A 23,432-nucleotide genomic window follows, 5' to 3' on the forward strand; every position below is an offset into this window, starting at 1 on the left:
GAAAAAAGCCTCTGACGTTCTCGTCGGAGGCTTTTGTTTTTTTGATTTATTTTTCTCAACAATTTACACAGGGTTCTATTTTTAAGGCTGTTGTTATGCTCACGACCAATCAAACTTTTCAGGGAACGATTGCATCCGTATCATCAAGCTTTTTGTTCTCGATGATGTTTTTGTTTGGGCTATTCATGTTGCCGTTGTCAGGGACACAGGTGGCGTCATGGCGGGTGCTCATGATGCTACTAAGCTTGGTGATATTGCTCAGTCTAACCAAGCAGTGGCAGCATGTCTTTGAGTATATAAAAACACTAAAGACACCCAAAGAGTGGCTCATATTTACATTGCCTGCACCAATTCTAGGCGGCCAGATATGGCTGTTTATGTGGGCGCCAGTTAATGGTTTTGGCTTGGATGTGACACTAGGCTATTTTTTATTACCATTGATGATGATCGTGCTTGGTCGGTTTTTTTACCATGAGCACATGAGTACTTTGCAGTGTGTGGCGGCGATATTTGCAGCGTTAGGTATTGGCTATGATGTGTTTCAATATGGTTCGGTGTCTTGGGTGACGCTGTTTGTGTGTTTGGGTTATCCGCCGTATTATCTACTTCGGCGTACCCTCTCTGTACCACCCATCACAGGCTTACTTTTTGATTTGGCATTATTGACACCCGTGGTGCTCATCGTACTCTACATGACCGGTGGTTTTAGTGTGGCAGCACAGAACATAAAATTTTGGTATCTACTGCCGCTGCTGGGCGCTTTTAGTGCGCTGGCGATGTCACTGACGATGGTCGCGAGTAGTAAGTTGCCAGTGTCACTATTTGGTGCACTGAGCTATATAGAGCCGATGCTATTGTTTGTGTTGTCCTTTACGGTTCTGAACCAAAACCTTGAAGAAGGTGGTTCGCTCTTTATGTACGGCATGATTACGCTTGCACTAGTGGTCATGATGGCTGATAGTGTGGCAGGGTATCTGGCTCGTCGCCGAGATGATCATCTGCATGGATATAGAGAGCCGCAGGTAGGAGGCTTCCCGCCACGTCGTCATTTTATTAATCAGCGTATCGAGGGCGTACTAAAAGCCCATCGTTTTCGCAAGATTCGTCACTACCGAAAAAAGATGAATAAGATACAGCAAAAAATCGAAAAACTTGATGCAAAATAATCATTTATCTGCATTAAATTTACTCAATGTAGAAGTTAATCTACTAGATGCATACTGGCATTGCTTATCTATTCTGACTTTGACATAATGCGCCCCATGATGTAAGCCTAACACATCAAAAGCGTTCAACTTAGATTGCGCGACGACCTTATATGCAAAAGCCTCAGACGTTCTCGTCTGAGGCTTTTGTTTTTTTTAAAAATTGCCAAGGATGTGCCCCAATCTCTAAAGGCTGTTGTGATGTTGACTACTAACCAAACCTCGCAGGGTACGATCACTGCGGTGGCTGCAAACTTTTTATACTCTTTGCTGTTCTTATTTGGTTTGCTACTGCAACCCTTATCAGGTACGCAAGTCGCTTCATGGCGTGTGCTTACGATGTTTTTTAGTCTGGTGCTGCTGGTCAGCGTACTAAAGCAATGGCAGCACATTTTTGATTATCTAAAAACTTTAAAGAACGCAAAAGAGTGGCTGTTGTTTATATTACCCACACCGATTTTGGGCGCGCAGATCTGGATATTTATGTGGGCGCCAGTCAATGGGTTGGGACTTGAGGTCACCTTAGGTTACTTCCTATATCCTATGATTATGATTGTGGTTGGTAGGTTCTTTTACAACGAAGACATGAGTCTACTTCAGTGGGTTGCCATTGTGTGTGCAGGTCTCGGTATCGCTTACGATATCTTTGCATATGGTGCGATCTCTTGGGCGACGTTGTTTGTGTGTTTGGGTTATCCACCATACTATCTACTACGTCGCAAGTTGGCTGTACCACCTATTACTGGTTTGATATCTGATCTTGTATTGTTATTGCCAGTGGTATTGGTCGCGCTGTATATGAATGGTGGTTTTGAGGTGGCAATCACCAACCATAAGCTTTGGTACCTGTTGCCTTTGCTCGGCATCATTAGCACGGCGGCGATGTCATTGACGATGGTCGCGAGTCAAAAACTACCGGTCTCACTGTTTGGAACTTTATGCTACCTTGAGCCAGTATTTCTATTTATATTCTCGATTGCAATTTTAGACCGTAATTTACATGAGGGCGGCTCCATCCTAATGTATAGCATGATTTTTATCGCATTGCTGATTATGATTGCGGATAGTGCCCTTGGCTATCTGGCGCGCAAACGTGACAATCGCTTACATGGCTACAATGAGCCACAAGTGGGTAGTTTTCCGCCGCGTCGTCGTCTCAAAAACCGCCGTATCAAGGGCGTGCTGATTGCGCATCGATTCCGTCAAATTAAGAAATACCAGCAAAAGATAGATAAGATGACGCGCAAGATTGAAGCGCTAAATCTATCATAATGCTAATGAGTGTATCGCTATAGCAGCCAATAGAACTGACTTGGTAGGTAAGATTTTTTGCTATTACTCTACAAACTTGCTGTGTCAAAGGGCATTAAATTACGCTATTATCGAGGAAGATGCTGCTGCGCTTAATTAGGGGCGCTGCACTATGTTTAAGAGATTATATTTGAGAGACTGTCTCTAAATGGCGATATTTAAGTGACGGTATCTAAAAGGTTGTCTCTAAGAACGTACCTCTTAAACCTCAGGACTGACCCAAAACAATATATGACTAGGACGGTTTATGTTACATCTTCATCATTTAGCAAACTCACGCTCGTTTCGTATCATTTGGCTACTAGAAGAGCTAAACGCCGATTATCAATTGACTTGCTATGAGCGCAATAAAGCATACCGCGCCCCTGATAGTCTAAAAAAAGTGCACCCAATCGGTAGTGCGCCAATGCTAGAAGTAGACGATCGCGTATTGCTTGAATCAGGATTCATTATTGAGTATTTGATCAAGCACTACGACAAAGAAAAACAGTTCAAGCCTGACGATAGTGACGAAGCGGCGTGGGAAGCCTATACGTTCTGGCTGCATTTTGCAGAAGCCTCGCTGATGCCGTTGTTGGTTATGCGTCTGGTGTTTACAAAGGTTGTGAGTCAGTCGCCTATGCTGATCAAACCGATTAGCAAAAAAATCCAAGGTCAGGTCGAAAAGAACATGATCGGAAATGGTTTGGACAAAATGCTGAACATGATGGAACAGCACTTGAGCAAAAATCATTGGTTTGCAGGTAGTGAGTTTAGTGCTGCTGATATTCAGATGCACCTTGCTGTCGTAGGCGCAAACGCGGGCGCAGGTCTCAATAAGAGTAAATATGCCAATATCTTAACGTGGCTACAACGCTGTGAAGAACGAGATGCCTTTAAGCGCGCCGAAGAAAAAGGCGGTCGTCTTAATTTTTAGATAATGCTGGTATTATCAAATTGGTATTATCAATAAGCACTGCTCAGTACTTGGCTTATTACTCGAGTAGATATTTAGATAAAAGGTTTTGTTTATTTTTAAGCAAAGCCTTTTTTAGGATAAAACAATGACAGATTCCAATAGACCGAATCATAAAGATCTAAGCAAAAACATTAACTCCAACCAGCCATCAGGACAGAATATGCAAGATAGGCAAGCTATTGACAGCCAGCAGGTATCTATCAAGGCATGGTCACAAAAACTACTGGTTGTCATTCTATGTGCTGCCAGTTTTTATGGTGGTTGGAAGTCTTATGAGTCCAACATGGTCAACGAGTGTACCGCAAATGGTGGGCAAATGATTGAGGCTCAACGAACCATGATATGTCAGCGGTCATAATAAATGTCCCTGACAAATAAAAGGCACCATCTATGCTAAAGCTAACCTTTTTGGGGACCTCTGCCGGGGCGCCAACCAAACAGCGTAACGTAACTGCATTGGCAATCGAGTGCTTGAATGTTCACAATTCTGGTTCGAAGCAGCAGAGCCGCTCACAGCATAGTAGCAATCAAAATAAAAAATCACGTCCTTGGCTACTCATTGATTGCGGTGAAGGCACACAGCAGCAGCTGCTACATACCAAGCTGTCTTTACGTCAATTGACTGCTATCTGTATCACCCATGTCCATGGTGATCACTGCTATGGTCTACCAGGATTGCTGGCGAGTGCTGCGATGTCAGGACGCCGTGATCCGCTAACGCTCATTGCACCCAATGCGATTGCTACCTTACTTGAGGCTATCGTCTCAACGACTGAGCTATACCTACCATTTACGCTCGATTTTGTGTCGATAGAAGACTTACTCTCACAAGAGAGTGACAAAGGTAAAGTGACGCTAGAGTTAGATGGACAGCAGCAGATTATGATAGAGGTCTACCCGCTATCGCATCGCGTGCCGTCCCATGGTTTTGGTATCGCTCAGACCATCAGTCGCCGACTATTGAATACTGATAAACTCAAAGAGAATGGTATTCCAGCAAGTGCACTATGGGGCAAATTACAACAAGGCTGCGATGTTATCACTGAGGATGGTCAGCAATTGCGCTCAGCAGATTATGTTTATAATGATATGCAGCGTACAAAAGTAGTGGTGGCGGGTGATAATGATACGCCAGAATGCTTGAGTGATGCTGTTGCTGATACAGATCTGTTGGTGCACGAAGCCACTTATACGCATGAGGTATTGATGGCTATTCAAGCCAGAAATCCAGAGTTTGATCCCATGCATAGTAGCGCGCATATAGTGGGTACCTTCGCGCAAAACACAGGTGTGCAGAATCTGATTTTGACCCATTTTAGCGCTCGTTATCAAAGCTTTGATAACCCAGAGAGCGAAACACCAAATATGGCCTATATCCGCTTAGATGCGCAAAGTGTCTATAAAGGTAATCTATGGTTAGCGTCAGATTTTGCACAATATACGGTCGATGGTGCTGCCACCTTGGTAGACGACCAGCAAGATAACCGCGTACAGTATGTGGGTTCTGCACGCAGCAATCAGTTATGACTTTATAGACATAACTTTATAGACATAACTTTATAGACATAACTTTATAGGCATGACTTTATAGGTAAGGTGTTACGGGTATGGATTAGCAGCTATTGCTTATTTGTGGTCCTCAAGCGCCAATTGCGTCTTGCCGCTCCAGTAACGGCTAAATTGATAAGCCACTCGTCCTGAGCGCCCACCACGTTCAGAGGCCCAGCGCAAAGCATCCATTCTTATCTTGTTGGCCAAGCTGCCATCATCCGCAGTCACCTCCACATCATGATCAGTATGTGCCGAGATTTTCCGTTGTTCTAAATTCAGGTAATGTTGAATAATTTGCAAATAAGTCTGTTGATCCATAGGATGAAAGGTCAATGATAAGCCAAACCGATCTGACAACGACACAGTCTCATCAATAGTCTCGTAGGGGTTAACCTCGTCGGTCTGACCATTATAAATATCAAGATTGTCTTTCATCATCTGAGGGAGCAGACGACGGCGATTACTGGTGGCATAGACCAGTAGCTTGTCTTGCTCAGAGTCTAGCGCGCCATCCAGCACGCTTTTTAGCGCGCGGTAACTTTCATCTTGACCATTGAACGCCAAGTCATCACAGTAGACGATGTAGCGACAGTTCGAGTCTGCTGGCAGCTCATTAATAGCAGTGCGAATCTTATCCAGTACTTGTAGGTCATCACGGGCAATCTCAATAATACGCAACCCTTCGCTATGATACGCTTGTAGCAAGGCGCGAATCAGTGAAGATTTACCGGCACCGCGTGTGCCTGTCATCAAAACGTGATTGGCGGGATAACCTTTTAGAAATTGGCGCGTGTTCTGTACCAGTTTTGATTTTTGCGTATCGATACCTTGCAAGTCATCTAAACTCAAAAATAGATTGACCGATAAAGGCTGCAGGTGACCAGTACGTCCACCAACCCAGCGATATGCCAGTTGATCAGGGTCAATCTCAATGGTGGGTGTGACGTGCTCTTGCAGATACTGACTGAGCAACTCTAACAAGGAGGCGGGCAGGGCATATTGGGTAGACTGTGACATAATAACTCTAGTGGTAAAGTGGCGGTTGGGTAATAAGATGGTGGCGTGATTGGGGCGGTGCAATATGATAGATAACAACACTGTGAAAAATAGTGCCAGTAATTCGCCTATTAAACAAGCCTTGCAAGCGAAGTCTAGGCAACTATTGCCAGTCATCACCCAAGCATTGTCAGAGCGAGCATATAGTAAAATAGTGCATCAGCGTATTAGTCAACAATACAGAGAGGGAAGCCCAGAGCAGACTCAAGAGAGCGACACGCAACATATCAGGCAGAGCAGGCAGCAAAACTGCTATCAAGGTCTCACGCGCGCCCAACATTTACAGTATGGCAGGGTGATGATCAAATGGGAAATATCCAGCACTTCAGATGTGCCACAAAATATCTCAGATCTGAATCATGAAATAAGCGTATTACAATCGCTAAGTGTTTCGCAGAAGATTCAACTTACTACTATCACACCATCTGTATTTGACAATTACGATATAGATATCCAAGCGTTGGAGCAGCCTCAGCGATTAACGGTATTGGTTATGCCGTATTATGAAAATGCTAGCCTAGCCAAGCTGCTCAATCATCAGCGCCACTCATTTCTAACTGACGAGCAAAAGCATCATTTGCTTGTACAGTCCGCTCAGCTCATCCTCAGTCTACACACAGCTGGTTGGCTGCATAATGATATTAAACCCAGTAATTTTTTGCTTAGCAATATTAGCAACATCCCGAAGGATAATGCTGGTAGCGACCATAAAGCAGCTGACTTACTACTGACGGATTTTGCATTAGCCCAAAGAAGTGATCAAGCAAACGCAATAAATTCTGCTAGCGGCACACCAGCATACTTAGCGCCTGAGCGTTGGCAAGGGCAAAAGGCAACCATACAAAGTGATATTTACGCGTTTGGTAACATGATGGTTGAGATACTGACGAGCGTGCGACCATTTAGTATAAATTCTAAAAGTCAGCAACCGATGACAGACTGGGCAATTAGGCACTGCCAACAACCTATTATTAGGCTGCCAATAGCATGCGCTCACTATCAAGGCATTGTCGATAAGATGCTGGCGAAGCGAGTAGAGAAACGATATCAGAGCATGGAAGCTATATTGGAGGCTTTAAAAGATTGTAATGGTGAGTAGTAAATTACAGACACAAAAAAACCTGCTAAAAAGCAGGTTTTGATATTTGGTCTAAGATGTACTATCCGAAAATGGTGGGGCTGGAGAGACTCGAACTCTCACACCTTGCGGCGCCAGAACCTAAATCTGGTGCGTCTACCAATTCCGCCACAGCCCCATTTTCCGTTACTCTATCATCAAAAGCGATTAAATTCAAACGCTATCTAGACAGTTAACTGATTCGGTAGTGCGTCTCAGTGGTTGGCTATTATATAGAGTTTGAATTTTTGGTCAACCCCTATTTGCATTTATTTTTAACTATTTCGCAATTATTTTTCGTTATTTCTATAAATATCTGATTTTAATAGCATTTAAATTTAGCGTCTTTAACCCTCAATTAATCTTTGGAAGGTACTCTTGGTGCAGAGATATCTAGTTGCTGTAATTTACGGGTTAGGGTATTGCGCCCCCAGCCGAGCAAACTTGCCGCCTCTATCTTTTTACCGCCGCTATGATTGAGCGCTGCCGTCAATAAGACCCGTTCGAACTCAGGCGTTGCGGTTTGTAAAATATCAGTCTCGCCTGTGTTGAGAGATTGCTCGGCCCAAATAGCAAGTACTTGCTGCCAACTTGGGTTTGTAAGAGTGTGACTGGCTTCGATGCTTGGAGCGTCTTGAGCATTATTTATGGCAGCGTCGCTGTTTTGTAGTGCAGGAGTTTGAGTTATTTCTTGCGGTGATAGACCATGCTCTTGGTACAGCTCTGCATCTGCTGGGATGTTTTCGAGCAGCTCAGGTGGCAAGTCTGCCGCCGTCACGGTATCACCAGTCGCCATTACTGTGAGCCATAAGCAGACATTTTCAAGTTGACGGACATTACCTCGCCAGTCAAAGGCTTGCATGATCTGTACGGCAGCAGGATGCAAATGCTTGGCGGCCGTGTTCATCTGCTCAGCGGCAGACTGCATAAAGTGAGCCGCTAATGCTGGAATATCTTCGGGACGTTTGCGCAGTGGTGGTAGCGGTAGACGAATGACATTGAGTCGATAAAATAAGTCTTCACGAAATCGGTTTTGGGTGACCAGCTCTTCTAAGTTTTGGTGAGTAGCCGCAATGATACGTACATCTACTTGGATAGGCTGCTGTCCACCAACGCGGTAAAACTCGCCATTAGCCAGTACACGCAGCAAGCGCGTTTGAGTGCTAAAAGGCATGTCACCGATTTCATCCAAAAACAACGTCCCACCATCAGCCTGCTCAAAGCGACCTTGCCGGGTTGTCGTTGCACCAGTAAATGCGCCTTTTTCATGACCAAATAACTCAGATTCAATCAAATCATGAGGTATCGCTGCCATGTTAAGTGCGATAAAAGGCTGCTGCTTACGCGGTGAGTGTTGGTGCAGGGCACTGGCGACCAATTCTTTACCTGTGCCAGACTCTCCTGTGATCAACACAGAAATAGGCGACTGTGCCAATCGACCAATGGCGCGAAACACCGTTTGCATAGCCTGTGACTGACCCACTATACCGCTAGGATTACCATTGTTTTTTGGATCAGGGATCACTTCAGCGTCATTTTTAGCGTTTTTGGTAGGTGGGCTGGTTGCTATAGGTTTTACATCACTCTCAGAGGTATCAGTGGTGGAGAGCTGACTGTCAGGTTCGCTTGGATAGTCAGCTGCGGCCATGTTTGGCTGGTAATTGATGGCTTTGTAGATAGTAGCCACGGCATCATCTAAGTCAAAGGGCTTGGGCAAGTATTCAAAGGCACCTGTCTGATAGCTATTGATAGCAGAAGTGAGGTCTGAATGCGCTGTCATGATGACAATTGGCATATCAGGAAAGTGCTGATGTACCCAGTCGCTAAATGACAGACCATCCATCATGGGCATACGAATATCAGTTAATATGACATCTGGTAGCTGAGCGTCTGATTCTGGTTGTTTTAACGAATCGTTGAGACGAGTCCATGCTGCTTGCGCTTGGGTAAAACTGATTACCGTCAGTCCTGCATCTTCAAACGTATCTGCCAAAACCATACGCAGTGCAGCATCATCATCGATCAACCATAGCGTAGCAGGGTGGTCGCTAGGGATATTATTAACGGTTACTATTGGGGATCTGGCATCGCTTTTAGGTTTGTGGTTATCACTATATTCGGTCATGTATCGGGCCTAATGAGCAATTGTTATTGTTGGTTTGGGATTGAGCGTCTTATAATTTAGCAGTTTTAGAGCATAATGTGTTCTACGTTTCAGCGATAGGCTGAGTAAAGGGCAGATATAGCGTAAAACGTGTTTGATTGTCACTGGCTTCTTTTGTAGAACTCACATCAATCATACCATGGTGGTGGCTAATGATATCTTGCACGATGGATAGCCCAAGACCAGTGCCTGCAGCACGGCTAGTCACCATCGGGAAAAATATCTGTCCAATGAGTGCAGGATCAATGCCTGAACCATTATCGGTAATGGTGATTTGCAATACTTGCTTGTGCTGCTGTCCTATAATGGTGTGCTGAAAGGCAACGCGAGTCTGGATGTGCAGAGTTGGCTGATAATCAGAATTTATATTGGCTTGCACGTCAGCGGATGATGCGCCCTCAGCGTCAGAGAGTTTGTTTTGTTGTAGCGTTTGCTCAAACTCAGTCATAGATTCACAAGCATTATTGATAATGTTCAAAAATACCTGAATCAACTGATCTTTATCAGCGCATAACTCAGGCAATGACAAATCATAATCGCGCTGTATAGCTATTTTTGGATACTGGCTGACGACCAAAGTCAACACATGCTCTAGGGGTTCATGGACATTCAGTGTCTGCCAGTTTGGTAGTTGGTTGGAGCCAAGCAACTGCCCAATCAGATGTGTCAAGCGATCGGTCTCTGAGATGATGATATCAGTATAGTTGCGCAGTTTTTGATTCATTTTTTGCAAATCATTGTTTGTATCAGCGCTGATACTCGATGAGGTATTGCTAGCGGTAGCATCCTTGTTGGTGGTCGTGACATCACTGAATTTGATAAATTGTCGCTGCAATAATTGCGCGGCACCGCGGATACCTGCGAGTGGGTTTTTGATCTCGTGAGCGACTGACCGCAGCATATGACGGGCAACGGCATATTGTTGCTGCTGTCGCTGCTCCTCTGATATACGGCTTTGACGATCTTTACCCCACATCTCAATGATGAAGTATGACTGCTGCTCATAGATCACAGGCGTCACGCTATAGTCAACAGAGAGTAGTAGGTTGCCATTTAATGGCGTCTTGATGAGGTGATCATGGTCAATAAACGGTTGCTGGTAATCTTGCGCTTGACTAAAACGCTCTCTTAAAGAGCAGATAGGCTCGTCCAGATGCCCATTCTCACTACTGTCGCTATTATCCAAAGTGGCGCTTTCCTTGGGTTTTAATTCTTCAGGTGCCAATAGCGTTAAGATAGACTGATTGATTAACCTTCCACTGCTAATAGCCAGCAATTGCTCTGCTTGTGCATTTAAACGTGTAATCGATAACTGGTCATTAACCCATAAAATAGCAGTAAATAGATGCTGTGATACAAATGCTAAATCAGGTGTGGTTTTGGTAGTGATAAAATCAGCGGTCATGGATGTTACCCAAAAAATAGGATGTTTGATTGAATATTTAACCACAAATCAAGACTATAGAGCGGCAAAACTGGTGATTTTTGCAAAAAAAACGTACAATGCGCTCAGCCAATTTATCTCTAGCAAGGTCAGCCATGTCCAAAACTTCTACCGAGTCAGTGAATACGACAACGACAATCCCTACGTCAGCCGTAAAAGATACTGCCACCGTCTTTAATCCTGCCAAGCCAGCTGTGGCAAAAGAGCAGAGCCAGACAGATAGCAGCCAAGCTAATACTAGCCAACCTTATCATCATAAAGCCAACCACAATCAAAACCGCAGCATTGTCCAAAGTAGCCATGCCACTTCAGCCTCGACAGCGAATGCCACGGCTACGATGCCAGTCAGCGCTGCACCAAAGATTGGGTTTGTGTCACTAGGGTGCCCAAAAGCCTTAGTAGATAGTGAGCGTATCATCACTGAGCTGAGCCGTGATGGCTATCAAGTTGCCAGCGACTACGATGGTGCTGATTTGGTCGTGGTTAATACCTGCGGCTTTATTGAGTCAGCGGTTCAAGAGTCACTTGACGCGATCGGCGAGGCCATTAGCAAGAACGGCAAGGTGATTGTCACGGGCTGTCTGGGTAAAGAGGCGGATAAAATCCGTGAGATGCACCCTGCTGTACTCGCAGTGACGGGCGCACATGCCTATGACGAAGTAATTACGGCAGTTGCACAGCACGTGCCAAAGCCAAACCGTAGCTTGGATGCCAACTATGATCCAAAAATAGATCTGATTGATGAGGCGGGTATCAAACTCACCCCAAGTCATTATGCGTATCTAAAGATATCAGAAGGCTGTAATCATCGCTGTACGTTCTGTATTATTCCAAGTCTACGTGGTGATTTGGCATCGCGTCCGATTGACAATGTTATGAATGAAGCCATGGCGCTCAAAAAGGCGGGCGTGAAAGAGCTGCTTATCATCTCGCAAGATACTTCAGCCTATGGCCTTGATCTAAAGTATAAGACCAGTTTTTGGAATGGCATGCCGCTCAAGTCTAAATTTTATGACATGTGCCAAGCATTGAATGATCTAGGGATTTGGGTGCGCTTGCATTATGTCTATCCATATCCACACGTAGATAAAGTTGTGGAATTGATGGGCGAGAAGAAACTGTTGCCTTATCTGGATATTCCGTTTCAGCACGCCAGCCATCGTATCCTAAAAGCGATGAAACGTCCTGCGCACAGCGAAAACACCTTAGCGCGTATCAAAGCATGGCGTGATATCTGTCCTGATATTGTGATTCGTTCGACCTTCGTGGTCGGTTTCCCGGGTGAGACCGAAGAAGACTTTCAGTGCTTGCTTGATTGGTTAGTAGAGGCTCGCCTAGATCGCGTAGGTGCCTTTACGTATTCAGAAGTAGAAGGCGCTGTTGCCAATGATTTGCCAGATCATGTGCCTGAAGATATTAAGCAGTCTCGCTACGAGCGCTTGATGGCGTTGCAACAAGATATCTCAGCACAAAAACTGCAAGAAAAAGTAGGTAAAACCTTAATGGTATTGGTCGATGAGATTGATAGTGATGAGAATATTGCTATCTGCCGCAGTTATGCGGATGCCCCTGAGATCGACGGTCACGTCTATGTCGATGAGATCAACGATCAAGTCAAAGTTGGGCAGTTCCTGACTGTGACGATTGATGATGCTAGTGAGTACGATCTATTTGCCAGTTATCAAGGTTAGGCATTTGACAAGATATACGAGTGAAAATTGCCCAATGGCGGGCAGTTTTTGCTACAATTAGCGCAATTTAGCCTGTTTAATACGCTTGTCTTTAAGTGCAGCGTTGCGACCAAACTTGATTTGTGTTTTACCCATAATTTTCTTTATAATTTCATGATAATAAGGTGACCTCATGTCTGACAAAAACCCGCGTTACGCTCGTATCTTGCTAAAACTCTCTGGCGAAGCCTTGGCTGGTAGCAAAGACATGGGTATTGATACCGAAGTGCTTGATAAAATGAGCCTGTCTATCGCTCACTTGCGCGGATTAGGGGTTCAGGTCGGTATCGTGGTCGGCGGTGGTAACTTATATCGCGGTGCACAGTTACAAAAAGAAGGCTTGGTTGGCCGTGTCACTGGTGATCAGATGGGTATGCTAGCGACGGTAATGAATGGTCTGGCGATGCGTGATGCCCTTGAGCGTCGTAATATCAAAACGCGCCTGATGTCAGCATTGCCAATTGGTGAGGTTACCGAAAGTTATAGCAGTCGTAATGCGATTCGTTATCTCAAAAATGGTGAAGTTTGTATCTTCGTTGCAGGGACGGGCAATCCATTCTTTACGACTGATACAGCAGCATGTCTGCGCGGTATCGAGATCGAAGCGGGCTTGATCCTAAAAGCAACTAAGGTTGATGGGGTTTATGACAAAGACCCAAGTCTACACGCTGATGCCAAAAAATACGATGGTCTCACTTTTGATGAAGTGCTAGAGCAAAAACTTGGCGTGATGGATTTGACGGCTATTGCGTTGTGCCGTGAGCATAATGTACCGCTACAAGTCTTTGACATGACCAAACCCAATGCCCTGTTGAACGTCATCATGGGCGAAAACGAAGGGACACGCGTTTTTCATTAATTGATGTGGCACTGAACGCAGAGTTTAGCAAGCAGCTCATAATTAACACCCTAATAGTAAATAAAAAATTTGTCGATAGCGATAAATAAGGACACATAATGATTAAAGAGATTAAGCAAGACGGCGAATCACGCATGCAAAAAACACTAGAAGCGCTTGAGAGCACTTTTAGTAAAGTCCGTACTGGACGTGCCCATCCAGGCATGTTGTCAGGTGTCATGGTCAGCTACTACGGTTCTGATACACCGCTAAACCAAGTTGCAAGCGTAAACGTTGAAGACTCACGTACCTTATTGGTTCAGCCGTTTGACCGTACCATGGTTCAAGCAGTAGATAAGGCTATTCGTGAAGCGGACTTGGGTCTAAACCCAATGACTGCTGATGTGATTCGTGTGCCAATGCCAGCATTGACAGAAGACACTCGCCGCGACATGCAAAAACTTGCACGCGGAGAAGCGGAGAGCAGCCGTGTATCTATCCGTAATATCCGCCGTGATATGATGAATGACATCAAAGATTTGGCAAAAGAAAAAGAAATCTCAGAAGATGACGAGCGCCGCGCCAATGATGATATTCAAAAAATCACTGACAAATATATCGAAACTATCGATAGTCGCTTAAGCAAAAAAGAAAGCGACCTGATGGAAGTCTGATATTGATACACTTGCTATTTATAGCAATGCTCAATTCAATCGACTATTTATAATGTGACAGCCAATACGTGATAACTATTGGCTGTTTATTCTTGGATATATCGATATGCATTTATTGATCTATCCATAACTTTGTAGTGTTTGCCCACAACATGGCAGACTATAGATTAGATGGTTTAGTTTACAATCTATTAAGGGATTTTATCTCTCAATGACGATAAGTTTGTGAATTATTTACATGACGCTTTTTAATCGCTGCTGCACACGTTATCATTGTTTCACCTTAATAATAAGCAAGTTTGCCTATGTCCTCTCCAGCCGCTATTGCACCTACTGTTCTTCCTCATCATATCGCTATCATTATGGATGGCAATAATCGCTACGGTAAAGCCAATAAATTGGGTAAGGGCCAAGGTCATATCGCTGGTAAAAATGCGCTAGATCCTTTGGTTGAGTATTGTGTCGATGTTGGTATCGAAGTGCTGACCGTATTTGCGTTTTCTAGTGAAAATTGGCAACGTCCACCTAGTGAGGTCGCACTATTGATGCAACTATTGGCATCGACCATCAATGAGCAAATGCCGCGTATGCATAAATACCGCATTCGTTTGCGTTTCATTGGTGATCGCAGTCAGCTTAGTGAAGAGCTGCAAGCATTAATGCTAGATGCTGAGCAAAAGACCGCGAACTTTGAGGCCATGACGTTAGTGATTGCCATCAGTTATGGTGGACAGTGGGATATTGCCCACGCTGCAAAAAAACTGGCACATCAGGTGCAGTCAGGTGATCTCAATCCTGAAGATATCAACGCTGAGAGGCTTGGTGAGCAGGTACAACTGGCCGACGTACCAGCAGTAGATATGCTGGTGCGTACAGGCGGTGACTACCGGATATCTAATTTCTTGTTGTGGCAAGCGGCCTACGCCGAGTTGTTTTTTACGCCAACTTTATGGCCAGATTTTGTCCCACAAGAACTTGCTTCGATGCTTGCCGAGTTTGCACAGCGTCAACGCCGCTTTGGCAAAACTAGCGAGCAGGTTGTGACAGAGCAGCAAAGCCACTGAAGCACGCGTTATTGTACAAATTCAATGAGTACACTATAAGTGGTCAATATCGCTTGCTTGTGAAATGATAAACCGCTTTAATTAGTGTCACTGCTGTTATTGGGCGATAATCGACTAGCAACTACAATACATCTCTTGGCTGTATTTTCATCATCATTATAAGGCTCGATAAGTATGTGGCAACGAATTAAGACGGCAATTGTTCTCGTTATTATCGTTGGTATTGCAATGTTTGCGAGCCAAACACCTGTTTTATTTGCGCCGCTGCTAGCGGTTGGCGTGGTTATTGCGGCTCACGAGTGGGCAAAACTAATGCCGAAATGGCGTCAGCCGATTGTATTTGTGTTATTGGTATTCGTCATCACTGTATTGTCGCTTATGTTCAAGGTAACTTGGCTCTTCTGGTGGATTGCTTCACTAGTCATATGGCTGATGGCGTTATCTTGGGTCAAAGTATTCCCCACGCAGACCAAATGGTATGGTAAACAACTAGCATTGATGGGTGTGGTCATTTTGACAGCGTCAATCACAGCGATGTTTTATCTGTGGCAGCTATCAGCATGGTGGCTCCTTTACGTGTTCTTATTGGTATGGTGCGCTGACAGTGGTGCTTACTTCGTTGGCCGTAAGCTTGGTCGCCGAAAGATGGCACCCAATGTCTCACCCAATAAAAGTATGGAGGGCTTAGCTGGTGGCTTGGTTACCGGTTTACTGGTAGTGGTTGCGATCAGTGTGTTCCAGCTACAGCTGACAGGACTTGCGCTAATTGCTTTTGCCGCACTATCTGCAATCACTATTCTTGCCTCTGTACTTGGCGATTTGTTTGAATCAATGCTCAAACGTCGTGCTGATGTCAAAGACTCTGGAACTATTTTGCCAGGTCATGGCGGTATATTAGATCGCATTGATTCATTGTTATCTGCCACGCCTATATTTGCCCTTGGTTTTTGGCTGATACAGCAGCTGGGTTTAATAGTGGTATAAAATGACAGGGTCGCTTAGCTGGTTGTGTGAGTATGATACTCAAGCTAAGTGACTGTCTTGGCGAGCATCCCATAGACAGCCTTATTTACGATTACATCATTTTATAGTTTTTCATATCTTGTTTATTCTTCTTTTACTTTCTAAATATCATAGGCATCAATGGTTATGACCCAACGCATCGCCGTATTAGGCGCGACAGGCTCGATTGGCGATAGTACGTTAGCAATTTTGGCTGTGCAGCCACATCTCTACGAAGTCTACGCATTATCAGGCTACTACCGTTTAGACAAGCTGTTTGCACTGTGTCAGCAGTTCTTGCCAAAGCGCGTTAGTGTGCCAATGGCAGCGGTAGACGATTTTGCTAAACGGCTCAAAGCAGCAGGAATCGATAGTGATGTCGTAGGCGGAGAAGAAGGGCTAGTAGATATCGCCACTGATCCGCAAACTGATACTGTTGTTGCCGCCATCGTAGGTGCAGCAGGGCTGCCGTCTACTTTAGCCGCAGCGCGTGCAGGCAAGCGTATTTTGCTTGCTAACAAAGAGGCCCTAGTGATGGCAGGGCAAGTCATGATCAATGCAGTCAAAACGCATAAAGCCACGTTGCTGCCACTCGACTCTGAGCACAATGCTATTTTTCAATGTTTACCGCCTGCTATTCAACAAGACAACACCCAAATTCATGAGCCAGACCATGGTGTCCGTAAGCTATGGCTGACTGCCTCTGGCGGCCCATTCTTGCAACAATCATTTGAGCAGATGCAGCAAGCAAGTGTGGCCCAAGCGGTCAAACATCCTAACTGGTCAATGGGGCAAAAAATATCTGTCGACTCGGCCACGATGATGAACAAAGGACTTGAGTTGATAGAGGCCTGTCATCTGTTTGACTTGCCTGAAGACAAGATAAATGTGGTGATTCACCCACAAAGTATCATTCACTCAATGGTAGAATATAGTGATGGCAGTTTTTTAGCGCAACTGGGCAGTCCAGACATGAAAACGCCAATCGCTCATGCACTCAGCTACCCGAATCGTATTGATAGTGGCTCGCAGCCTTTAGATTTGTTTGCACTCAGTGGTTTAGAATTTATTGAGCCTGATCTACAAAAATTTGCCTGTCTACGTTTGGCGCGTCAAGCCATGCAAACTGGTACACAGGCGACTATTGTCTTAAATGCAGCAAATGAAATTGCAGTCGCCGCATTTTTGAATGGTCAAATACGCTTGACTGATATTGCAGATATTAATGAGCAAGCTTTGAATGATATACAGTTGCCACCCTTAGATGCCGCTGCTGATATCGAAGATATATTGGCCATTGATAAGATAGCACGTCACTTGACGGACAAGCTTGTGGCAAAACTGGCATAATTACTCCAAGTGCAGTTGAGCCAAACGATGGTTGCGATGGCAGTACTGATAAAATATGTCAATGTTAATAAAAGATGCTAAGAACCCTACTGAGAAAAGATCATGACGTTTTTACTAACGCTTCTTGCAGCAATATTTGTCTTAGGTCCACTCATCGCTTTGCACGAGTGGGGGCACTATATTGTGGCACGGATGTGCGGTGTCAAAGTATTAACATACTCTATCGGTTTTGGTCCTAAACTGTTTGGTTGGACCAGTAAAAAAAGCGGTATCGACTATCGTATCTCGGCCTTACCACTGGGCGGTTATGTCAAAATGCTTGATGAGCGTGAAGGCAATGTCGCAAAAGATGAGCAGCACTTGGCATTTAATCATCAGCATCCACTCAAAAAAATTGCGATTGTTGCTGCCGGTCCCATCATGAATTTTATCATTGCCATTGGACTTTTTTGGGTGCTCTTCATGACACCATCTGAGCAATTGGCTACTAAGATTGGGCAGGTACTGCCAGATACGCCTGCGGCAATGGCTCAGTTACCTGTCGGTGATAAGATTGTTGCGATTGACGGACACGATGTACAGACGTGGGAAGGTATCAACTATCGTCTTGCAGGGCGTATGGGTGAGACGGACAATGTGAGCATCACCCTACAGTCGGATACCCAAGCCAATCAGTCGACCCAAACCTATCAAGCTCCCGTCACCCAATTTATGCAGGGTGAAGCACAGGGTAAAGATGCGTTGACCAGCTTTGGGATGTTGCCGTGGCAGCCACAGATTGCGCCGATTGTTGGCGGTTTGGCTCCTGATGGCGCCGCCAGTCGTCAAGGTCTACAAGTAGGCGATCGTATTACAGCCATCAATAACGAAGCAATCAAAGACTGGATCAGCGCCACGCGTATCATTCGTGATAATCCTGAGGTATTACTTGAGTTCACTGTGTTGCGTGATGATAAGACTATTCAGCTACAGATCATGCCGCAAGGGAAAAAGGACAACATGGGCAACGACTATGGACAAATTGGTGCTATGGTAGACCAAACTGAGATCGTGATCCCTGATGCTTACAAAACCACCGTGGTCTATGGCCCTGGTGAGTCTTTGGTCAAGTCGTTCGAGAAGACTGAACAGCTCGCTGTGATGACGGTAGACTCTATGGGCAAAATGCTCTCAGGAATGATTGGTCTAGATAACCTATCAGGTCCGATTACCATTGCCAAAGTTGCCAAACAAAGCTTCGATATCAGTTGGCAGATGGTACTATCGACTGCCGCACTCATTAGTTTAAGTCTGGCGGTATTGAATCTTTTACCCATTCCAGTATTGGATGGTGGTCATATTGTTTATCATTTTATTGAGCTAATTCGTGGTAAACCACTCTCTGAAGGGGTGCAAATGGTTGGGTTAAACATCGGCTTACTCTTACTGGCAGGTTTCATGGTGTTAGCAATTGGTAATGACATCAGTAGGCTGTTTTAATCGATTAATTCGTAATATATTTGATAAACCACGATATACTAATGGTTTAGTGACTCTTATCTACTGATTGTTGCTATGATACGCAAGATATTTTGTGTCGCAGCCTCTGTACTAATCGTAATTTTTAGTTTATTTTGTGATGCATTTTATATAAAGTGTTCTGAGTCAGCCATGTATGGAGTTGCAACTTCATGCAAAACGGGCTAGATAACATATACTTTTTAACTTAACTTTAGCAAGTTTTTTATTGACGGATAGTGTTTATGCGTACGCCTTTATTTATGAGCGCGGCTGGGTTGCCGTTAGTTGTAGCAATGATGAGTATGCCAGTACAGGCTGCAGAATTTGTAGTCACTGACATCGGTTTCAATGGTTTGCAACGCCTAACCCCTGATAGCCTCTATCCGGTCCTACCTATTACGGTAGGAGATACGGTAAATGACAGTAGCTTGGCTGCCAGTATCAAGGCACTATATGCGACCGAAAATTTTGCTGATATCCAGAGCCGTGTCGAAGGCGGCAATCTAAGGTTCGACGTGGTTGAGCGTCCAACCATTGCTGAGGTAAACTTTGAGGGCAACAAACTCATTCCAAAAGAAGGTCTTGAGCAAGGCCTTGGCAATGCTGGTTTGTCAGTTGGTGATGTACTAAAGCAGTCAACGCTACAAGGCGTAGCTAATGAGTTACAACAGCAGTATATCAGTCAAGGATATTACAACAGCAATATCGAAGTAGATCAGACGGTACTCGATGGCAATCGCGTCAAACTTGATGTGCGCTTTATCGAAGGCAAGCCTGCCAAAGTGGTCGATATCAATGTGATCGGTAACAAACACTTTAGCGATGAAGAAATTAAAGACGTCTTTGCGGTAAAAGAATCGTCATGGACACGTTTGCTCTCAAAGTCTGACCGATATGCACAAGAAAAACTGGCCGCCAGTTTAGAGAATTTAAAGGCGCTGTACCAGAATGATGGTTATGTACGTTTTGCAGTAGATAATGCGGTACTAAATATCAGTGAAGACAAGCAGAGTGTGTTTATTGAAGTCAGTCTGACTGAAGGTGAACAATACCAGTTTGGTGAAACCAATTTCTTAGGCAAACCTACTTTTGATAACAATGAATTGAATGAGCTGGTTACTTTTGCACCTAATGAAAAGTACTCACAAGCCAAATTAGATGCCACTACTGCCGCGCTCAAAAGACGCTATGGTAACGAAGGGTATTATCTAGCCCAAGTCAGACCAGTACCACGTATTAATGACGATACCAAAATGGTTGATGTAGACTACTATATTGATCCTGCACGTCCTATTTATGTTCGCCGTATTAACTTTACAGGCAATCTAAAAACACAAGACGAAGTGCTGCGCCGTGAAATGCGCCAGCTAGAAGGGGCGCTTGCGTCTAGCGAAAAGATCCAATTGTCACGCACACGCCTTATGCGTACAGGTTTTTTTAAAGCGGTCAATGTCGATGTAAAGCCAGTGCCTAATCAGCCAGATCAGGTAGATGTTAGCTACACGGTAGAAGAGCAGCCTTCTGGTAGCTCAACGATTGCAGCGGGTTACTCTCAGAGTGGCGGTGTGACCTTCCAGTTAGATTTGACCCAAAATAACTTTATGGGTACAGGTAACCGCGTCAAAGCGGCACTTTCTCGCTCAGAGACACGTGACTCTTATAGCTTGGGCTATACCGATCCGTATTTTACAGAAAATGGCGTCTCGCAGGGTGTTAGTGCCTACTATCGTAAGACCAAGTATGATGATGACAACGTCAGTAACTATGTGACAGACTCATATGGTGCAACGCTAAATTATAGCTATCCTGTTGATGAAACCAAGCGTGTTAGTGCAGGTCTCAATGTTGACAACACAAAAGTACGTGGCGGTCGCTTCCTAGGTATCTCAAATGCTCAAGAAATTCTTGATGATGGTGGTACACAAACATTTGACGAAGACGATGATGGCGTTTCGACATTCAGAAATGACTATCAAACCTATAACTTATTACTTGGTTGGGACTACAGTACGCTAGATCGTCCAGTATTTCCAACTAAAGGTATGAGCCATAGTGTCGATGCCACTATCGGTTTGGGCGACGCAAATTATCAAAAACTTGTGTATAGCGGCAACGTATATTATCCGCTATATAAAGATGTAGTCGCACGTGGTTACACCAAGCTTGGCTATGGTAACGATTTGCCTTTTTACGAAAACTTCTACGCGGGTGGTTATGGCTCAGTACGTGGTTATGAGTCGTCGACATTAGGGCCTAAGTCACAAGTTTATTTTGATGCTATTAATGATCCAGATAACCAAACCTTTTTAGCAGAAGAGGTTGGTGGTAATGCATTAGTTACTTTTGGTAGCGAGCTGATTTTACCGATGCCATTCAAAGGCGATTGGGCAGATCAAGTACGTCCAGTGCTATTTGCTGAAGGTGGTCAGGTCTTTGATACCTCTGATAAAGAAGACAGAACCTTTAATGATTCAGATGTACCTCTATTAACGCAAGACAATGAATTCCGCTTTAGTGCTGGTGCCGGTGTGACGTGGTATACGCCAATTGGTCCAATCTCACTCAGTTACGCGGTGCCTTTCAATGACAAAGAAGGTGATGAGACTGAAAAAGTTCAGTTCCAGATCGGTAATACATTCTAGATTACTAATAAAATCTATCTAACCGCGCTTATGTTTATTTGAATAGGTTAGAATGTCATTAGTTTCCAGTAGGTCGTCAAAATAACAATGTGTTTTGACGACCGTTTTATATACACCTATATTCTATTAATAGTCATTATGATAACGATTGAGCAACTTATCACTCGGATCGAGCAGCGGCAGCCTATTATCAATAAGGCTGATCTGGATGCTGATCAGTTATGTCGACCATTTGTCAGCGTTGGCAGTCTAACCACTGCTAGTGAGCAACAGCTCAGTTTTCTAGCAGACCCTAACTACATCTCTAGCTTGTCTACTAGCCAAGCAGGTGCCGTTCTAGTTACAGACTCGTATCGGGATCAAGTGCCTGCATCAGCCGTAGCATTGGTAGTATCAAATCCATACTTGGCTTATGCCAGCGCCAGTCAGCTGTTTGCTCGTAAGCTATCGTCCAAAGGAATTCATCCCAGTGCTGTCATTGCTGATAGTGCCATTATTGGCGATGAGGTTACTATCGGTCCTTTTTGTGTGATTGGTGAGCATGTACAGGTAGGGTCACGTAGCTCGCTAGAGTCTCATGTGGTCGTCGAAGCACATACTAAGATCGGTACGGATTGTGTCATCAAGCCACAAGTCGTTATCGGCCATGATTGCGTTATTGGCAGCCACGTTAGACTACATACAGGGGTGAGCGTAGGTGCTGAAGGCTTTGGGTTTGCACCTACCTCAGATCCTAGTACCTCGGGTTGGGAGCGTATTGCTCAATTAGGCCGTGTGGTCATTGGTAATCACGTGCGTATTGGTAGCCAGACTTGTATCGATCGCGGCGCTATTGACGATACGATCATTGGCAACCATGTTATTATTGATAACCTAGTACAGGTTGCTCATAATGTGCGTATCGGCGATGGTACAGCTATTGCCGCCCATACGGGTATTGCAGGTAGTACTACCATTGGCAAGCGCTGCATTATTGGCGGTGCTGTTGGTATTACAGGCCACATCGAAATTACAGACGATGTCGTATTGTCTGGTATGACGATGGTCACCAAATCCATAAAAACTGCTGGTTCATATTCTTCTGGCACCGCTGCGATGCCAACTGCTAACTGGCGACGTGCAGCAGTACGCTTTCGTCAGCTTGGTCGCAATTAATCTACACAATCAATCAATATTCAAAATACAGCAAGGAAGCGGCATTATGAGCAGCAACAACATAGATATCCCAACTGATGAAGATATCAAAAGCTTGGCTGAACAAGGTCTCAAGCTGCCACTAACGTACCAGACGATTAAGCATTATTTGCCACATCGTTATCCTTTTATGTTGGTAGATAGAATTGTCGCTTGTACACCTGGTGAGTGCATCACGGGTATCAAGAACGTGACGATCAATGAAGAGTTTTTTAATGGTCACTTTCCTGATGAGCCGATCATGCCAGGGGTACTGATGGTAGAGTCAATGGCACAGGTTTCAGGCGTGCTTGGGTTTATTAGTGCTGGTTTGACCGCAGAAGATGGTTATCTTTACCTGTTTGCAGGCGTAGACAAAGTGCGCTTTAAGCGTCGTGTCATTCCAGGTGATCAACTCATCATTCGTGCAAAAACAGTCATGCAACGTCATGGTATTTATAAGTTTGATTGTACAGTACATGTTGAAGATGAGCTTGCTGCCAGTGCGCAAATTATGATTGCACGCCAAGAGCAGCAAAAAATCAAAGATGCATAAGCGAAAAAGTGCGTATTCAATAAAAGTGCATAAAAAGTGATATCAAACCGACCATTACAATTATAATTAGCAGGTATATTTAACAATACAGCCTAGT

19 protein-coding genes and 1 tRNA gene are annotated in these 23,432 nt (G+C 44.5%); 16 read left to right on the forward strand and 4 right to left on the reverse strand.

Annotation, left to right across the window (positions count from 1 at the left end):
- Positions 1-95: 95 nt before the first annotated feature.
- The 5 genes from rarD (AC5JPY_RS11705) (at position 96) to AC5JPY_RS11725 (ending at position 5,001) form a co-directional block, all read left to right on the forward strand.
- Positions 96-1,166: an EamA family transporter RarD gene (rarD, locus tag AC5JPY_RS11705; protein WP_493852539.1), complete on the forward strand. Its 1,071-nt coding sequence runs from the start codon at positions 96-98 to the stop codon at positions 1,164-1,166.
- 240 nt (positions 1,167-1,406) lie between these two features.
- On the forward strand, positions 1,407-2,477 hold the full coding sequence (rarD, locus tag AC5JPY_RS11710) for an EamA family transporter RarD (protein WP_493852540.1): 1,071 nt from the start codon (positions 1,407-1,409) through the stop codon (positions 2,475-2,477).
- A 286-nt stretch (positions 2,478-2,763) separates the two neighbouring features.
- Positions 2,764-3,432, forward strand: coding sequence for a glutathione S-transferase (locus AC5JPY_RS11715; protein ID WP_443524650.1), 669 nt, complete (start codon positions 2,764-2,766; stop codon positions 3,430-3,432).
- A gap of 127 nt (positions 3,433-3,559) precedes the next feature.
- Positions 3,560-3,832, forward strand: coding sequence for a hypothetical protein (locus AC5JPY_RS11720; RefSeq protein WP_493852541.1), 273 nt, complete (start codon positions 3,560-3,562; stop codon positions 3,830-3,832).
- A 32-nt stretch (positions 3,833-3,864) separates the two neighbouring features.
- The gene (locus AC5JPY_RS11725; protein WP_493852542.1) at positions 3,865-5,001 is read left to right on the forward strand and encodes a ribonuclease Z; all 1,137 of its coding nucleotides are present in this window, start codon (positions 3,865-3,867) and stop codon (positions 4,999-5,001) included.
- Positions 5,002-5,100: 99 nt separating this feature from the next.
- On the opposite strand, the gene AC5JPY_RS11730 is transcribed toward AC5JPY_RS11725, so the two are convergent.
- Positions 5,101-6,042 carry an ATP-binding protein gene (locus AC5JPY_RS11730; protein ID WP_493852543.1) on the reverse strand — a complete coding sequence of 314 codons (942 nt, stop codon included), beginning with the start codon at positions 6,040-6,042 and terminating at the stop codon, positions 5,101-5,103.
- A gap of 64 nt (positions 6,043-6,106) precedes the next feature.
- On the opposite strand from AC5JPY_RS11730, the gene AC5JPY_RS11735 reads away from it, so the two are divergent.
- Entirely contained in the window at positions 6,107-7,180 is a 1,074-nt protein-coding gene (locus AC5JPY_RS11735; RefSeq protein ID WP_493852544.1) for a protein kinase domain-containing protein, read from the forward strand.
- Positions 7,181-7,252: 72 nt separating this feature from the next.
- Here AC5JPY_RS11735 and AC5JPY_RS11740 read toward each other — a convergent pair.
- The 3 genes from AC5JPY_RS11740 to AC5JPY_RS11750 all read right to left on the reverse strand — a co-directional run bounded on the left by AC5JPY_RS11740 (position 7,253) and on the right by AC5JPY_RS11750 (position 10,767).
- Positions 7,253-7,337: transfer RNA gene (locus AC5JPY_RS11740), tRNA-Leu, on the reverse strand.
- Between the two features lie 219 nt (positions 7,338-7,556).
- Positions 7,557-9,323: a sigma 54-interacting transcriptional regulator gene (locus AC5JPY_RS11745; protein WP_493852545.1), complete on the reverse strand. Its 1,767-nt coding sequence runs from the start codon at positions 9,321-9,323 to the stop codon at positions 7,557-7,559.
- Positions 9,324-9,405: 82 nt separating this feature from the next.
- Positions 9,406-10,767: a two-component system sensor histidine kinase NtrB gene (locus tag AC5JPY_RS11750; RefSeq protein ID WP_493852546.1), complete on the reverse strand. Its 1,362-nt coding sequence runs from the start codon at positions 10,765-10,767 to the stop codon at positions 9,406-9,408.
- 134 nt (positions 10,768-10,901) lie between these two features.
- On the opposite strand from AC5JPY_RS11750, the gene rimO reads away from it, so the two are divergent.
- The 10 genes from rimO to fabZ all read left to right on the forward strand — a co-directional run bounded on the left by rimO (position 10,902) and on the right by fabZ (position 23,335).
- Complete coding sequence (rimO, locus tag AC5JPY_RS11755) at positions 10,902-12,497, forward strand: 30S ribosomal protein S12 methylthiotransferase RimO (protein ID WP_493852547.1); 1,596 nt, start codon at positions 10,902-10,904, stop codon at positions 12,495-12,497.
- Positions 12,498-12,669: 172 nt separating this feature from the next.
- Positions 12,670-13,395, forward strand: a complete 726-nt coding sequence (gene pyrH, locus AC5JPY_RS11760; RefSeq protein ID WP_319050043.1) for a UMP kinase — start codon at positions 12,670-12,672, stop codon at positions 13,393-13,395.
- A 98-nt stretch (positions 13,396-13,493) separates the two neighbouring features.
- A complete protein-coding gene (gene frr / locus AC5JPY_RS11765) occupies positions 13,494-14,048 on the forward strand; it encodes a ribosome recycling factor (RefSeq protein WP_319050044.1) in 555 nt (184 codons plus the stop codon).
- 305 nt (positions 14,049-14,353) lie between these two features.
- Positions 14,354-15,112, forward strand: coding sequence for a polyprenyl diphosphate synthase (gene uppS, locus AC5JPY_RS11770; protein ID WP_493852548.1), 759 nt, complete (start codon positions 14,354-14,356; stop codon positions 15,110-15,112).
- A 174-nt stretch (positions 15,113-15,286) separates the two neighbouring features.
- The gene (locus AC5JPY_RS11775) at positions 15,287-16,096 is read left to right on the forward strand and encodes a phosphatidate cytidylyltransferase (RefSeq protein WP_319050046.1); all 810 of its coding nucleotides are present in this window, start codon (positions 15,287-15,289) and stop codon (positions 16,094-16,096) included.
- A 159-nt stretch (positions 16,097-16,255) separates the two neighbouring features.
- Entirely contained in the window at positions 16,256-17,464 is a 1,209-nt protein-coding gene (ispC, locus tag AC5JPY_RS11780) for a 1-deoxy-D-xylulose-5-phosphate reductoisomerase (protein ID WP_493852549.1), read from the forward strand.
- Between the two features lie 102 nt (positions 17,465-17,566).
- Positions 17,567-18,943: an RIP metalloprotease RseP gene (gene rseP, locus AC5JPY_RS11785; RefSeq protein ID WP_493852550.1), complete on the forward strand. Its 1,377-nt coding sequence runs from the start codon at positions 17,567-17,569 to the stop codon at positions 18,941-18,943.
- A 263-nt stretch (positions 18,944-19,206) separates the two neighbouring features.
- Entirely contained in the window at positions 19,207-21,606 is a 2,400-nt protein-coding gene (bamA, locus tag AC5JPY_RS11790) for an outer membrane protein assembly factor BamA (protein ID WP_493852551.1), read from the forward strand.
- Between the two features lie 138 nt (positions 21,607-21,744).
- On the forward strand, positions 21,745-22,761 hold the full coding sequence (gene lpxD / locus AC5JPY_RS11795) for a UDP-3-O-(3-hydroxymyristoyl)glucosamine N-acyltransferase (RefSeq protein ID WP_493852552.1): 1,017 nt from the start codon (positions 21,745-21,747) through the stop codon (positions 22,759-22,761).
- Positions 22,762-22,807: 46 nt separating this feature from the next.
- Positions 22,808-23,335 carry a 3-hydroxyacyl-ACP dehydratase FabZ gene (fabZ, locus tag AC5JPY_RS11800; protein WP_319050051.1) on the forward strand — a complete coding sequence of 176 codons (528 nt, stop codon included), beginning with the start codon at positions 22,808-22,810 and terminating at the stop codon, positions 23,333-23,335.
- Positions 23,336-23,432: the final 97 nt, after the last annotated feature.

The organism is Psychrobacter sp. H27, from assembly GCF_059072655.1.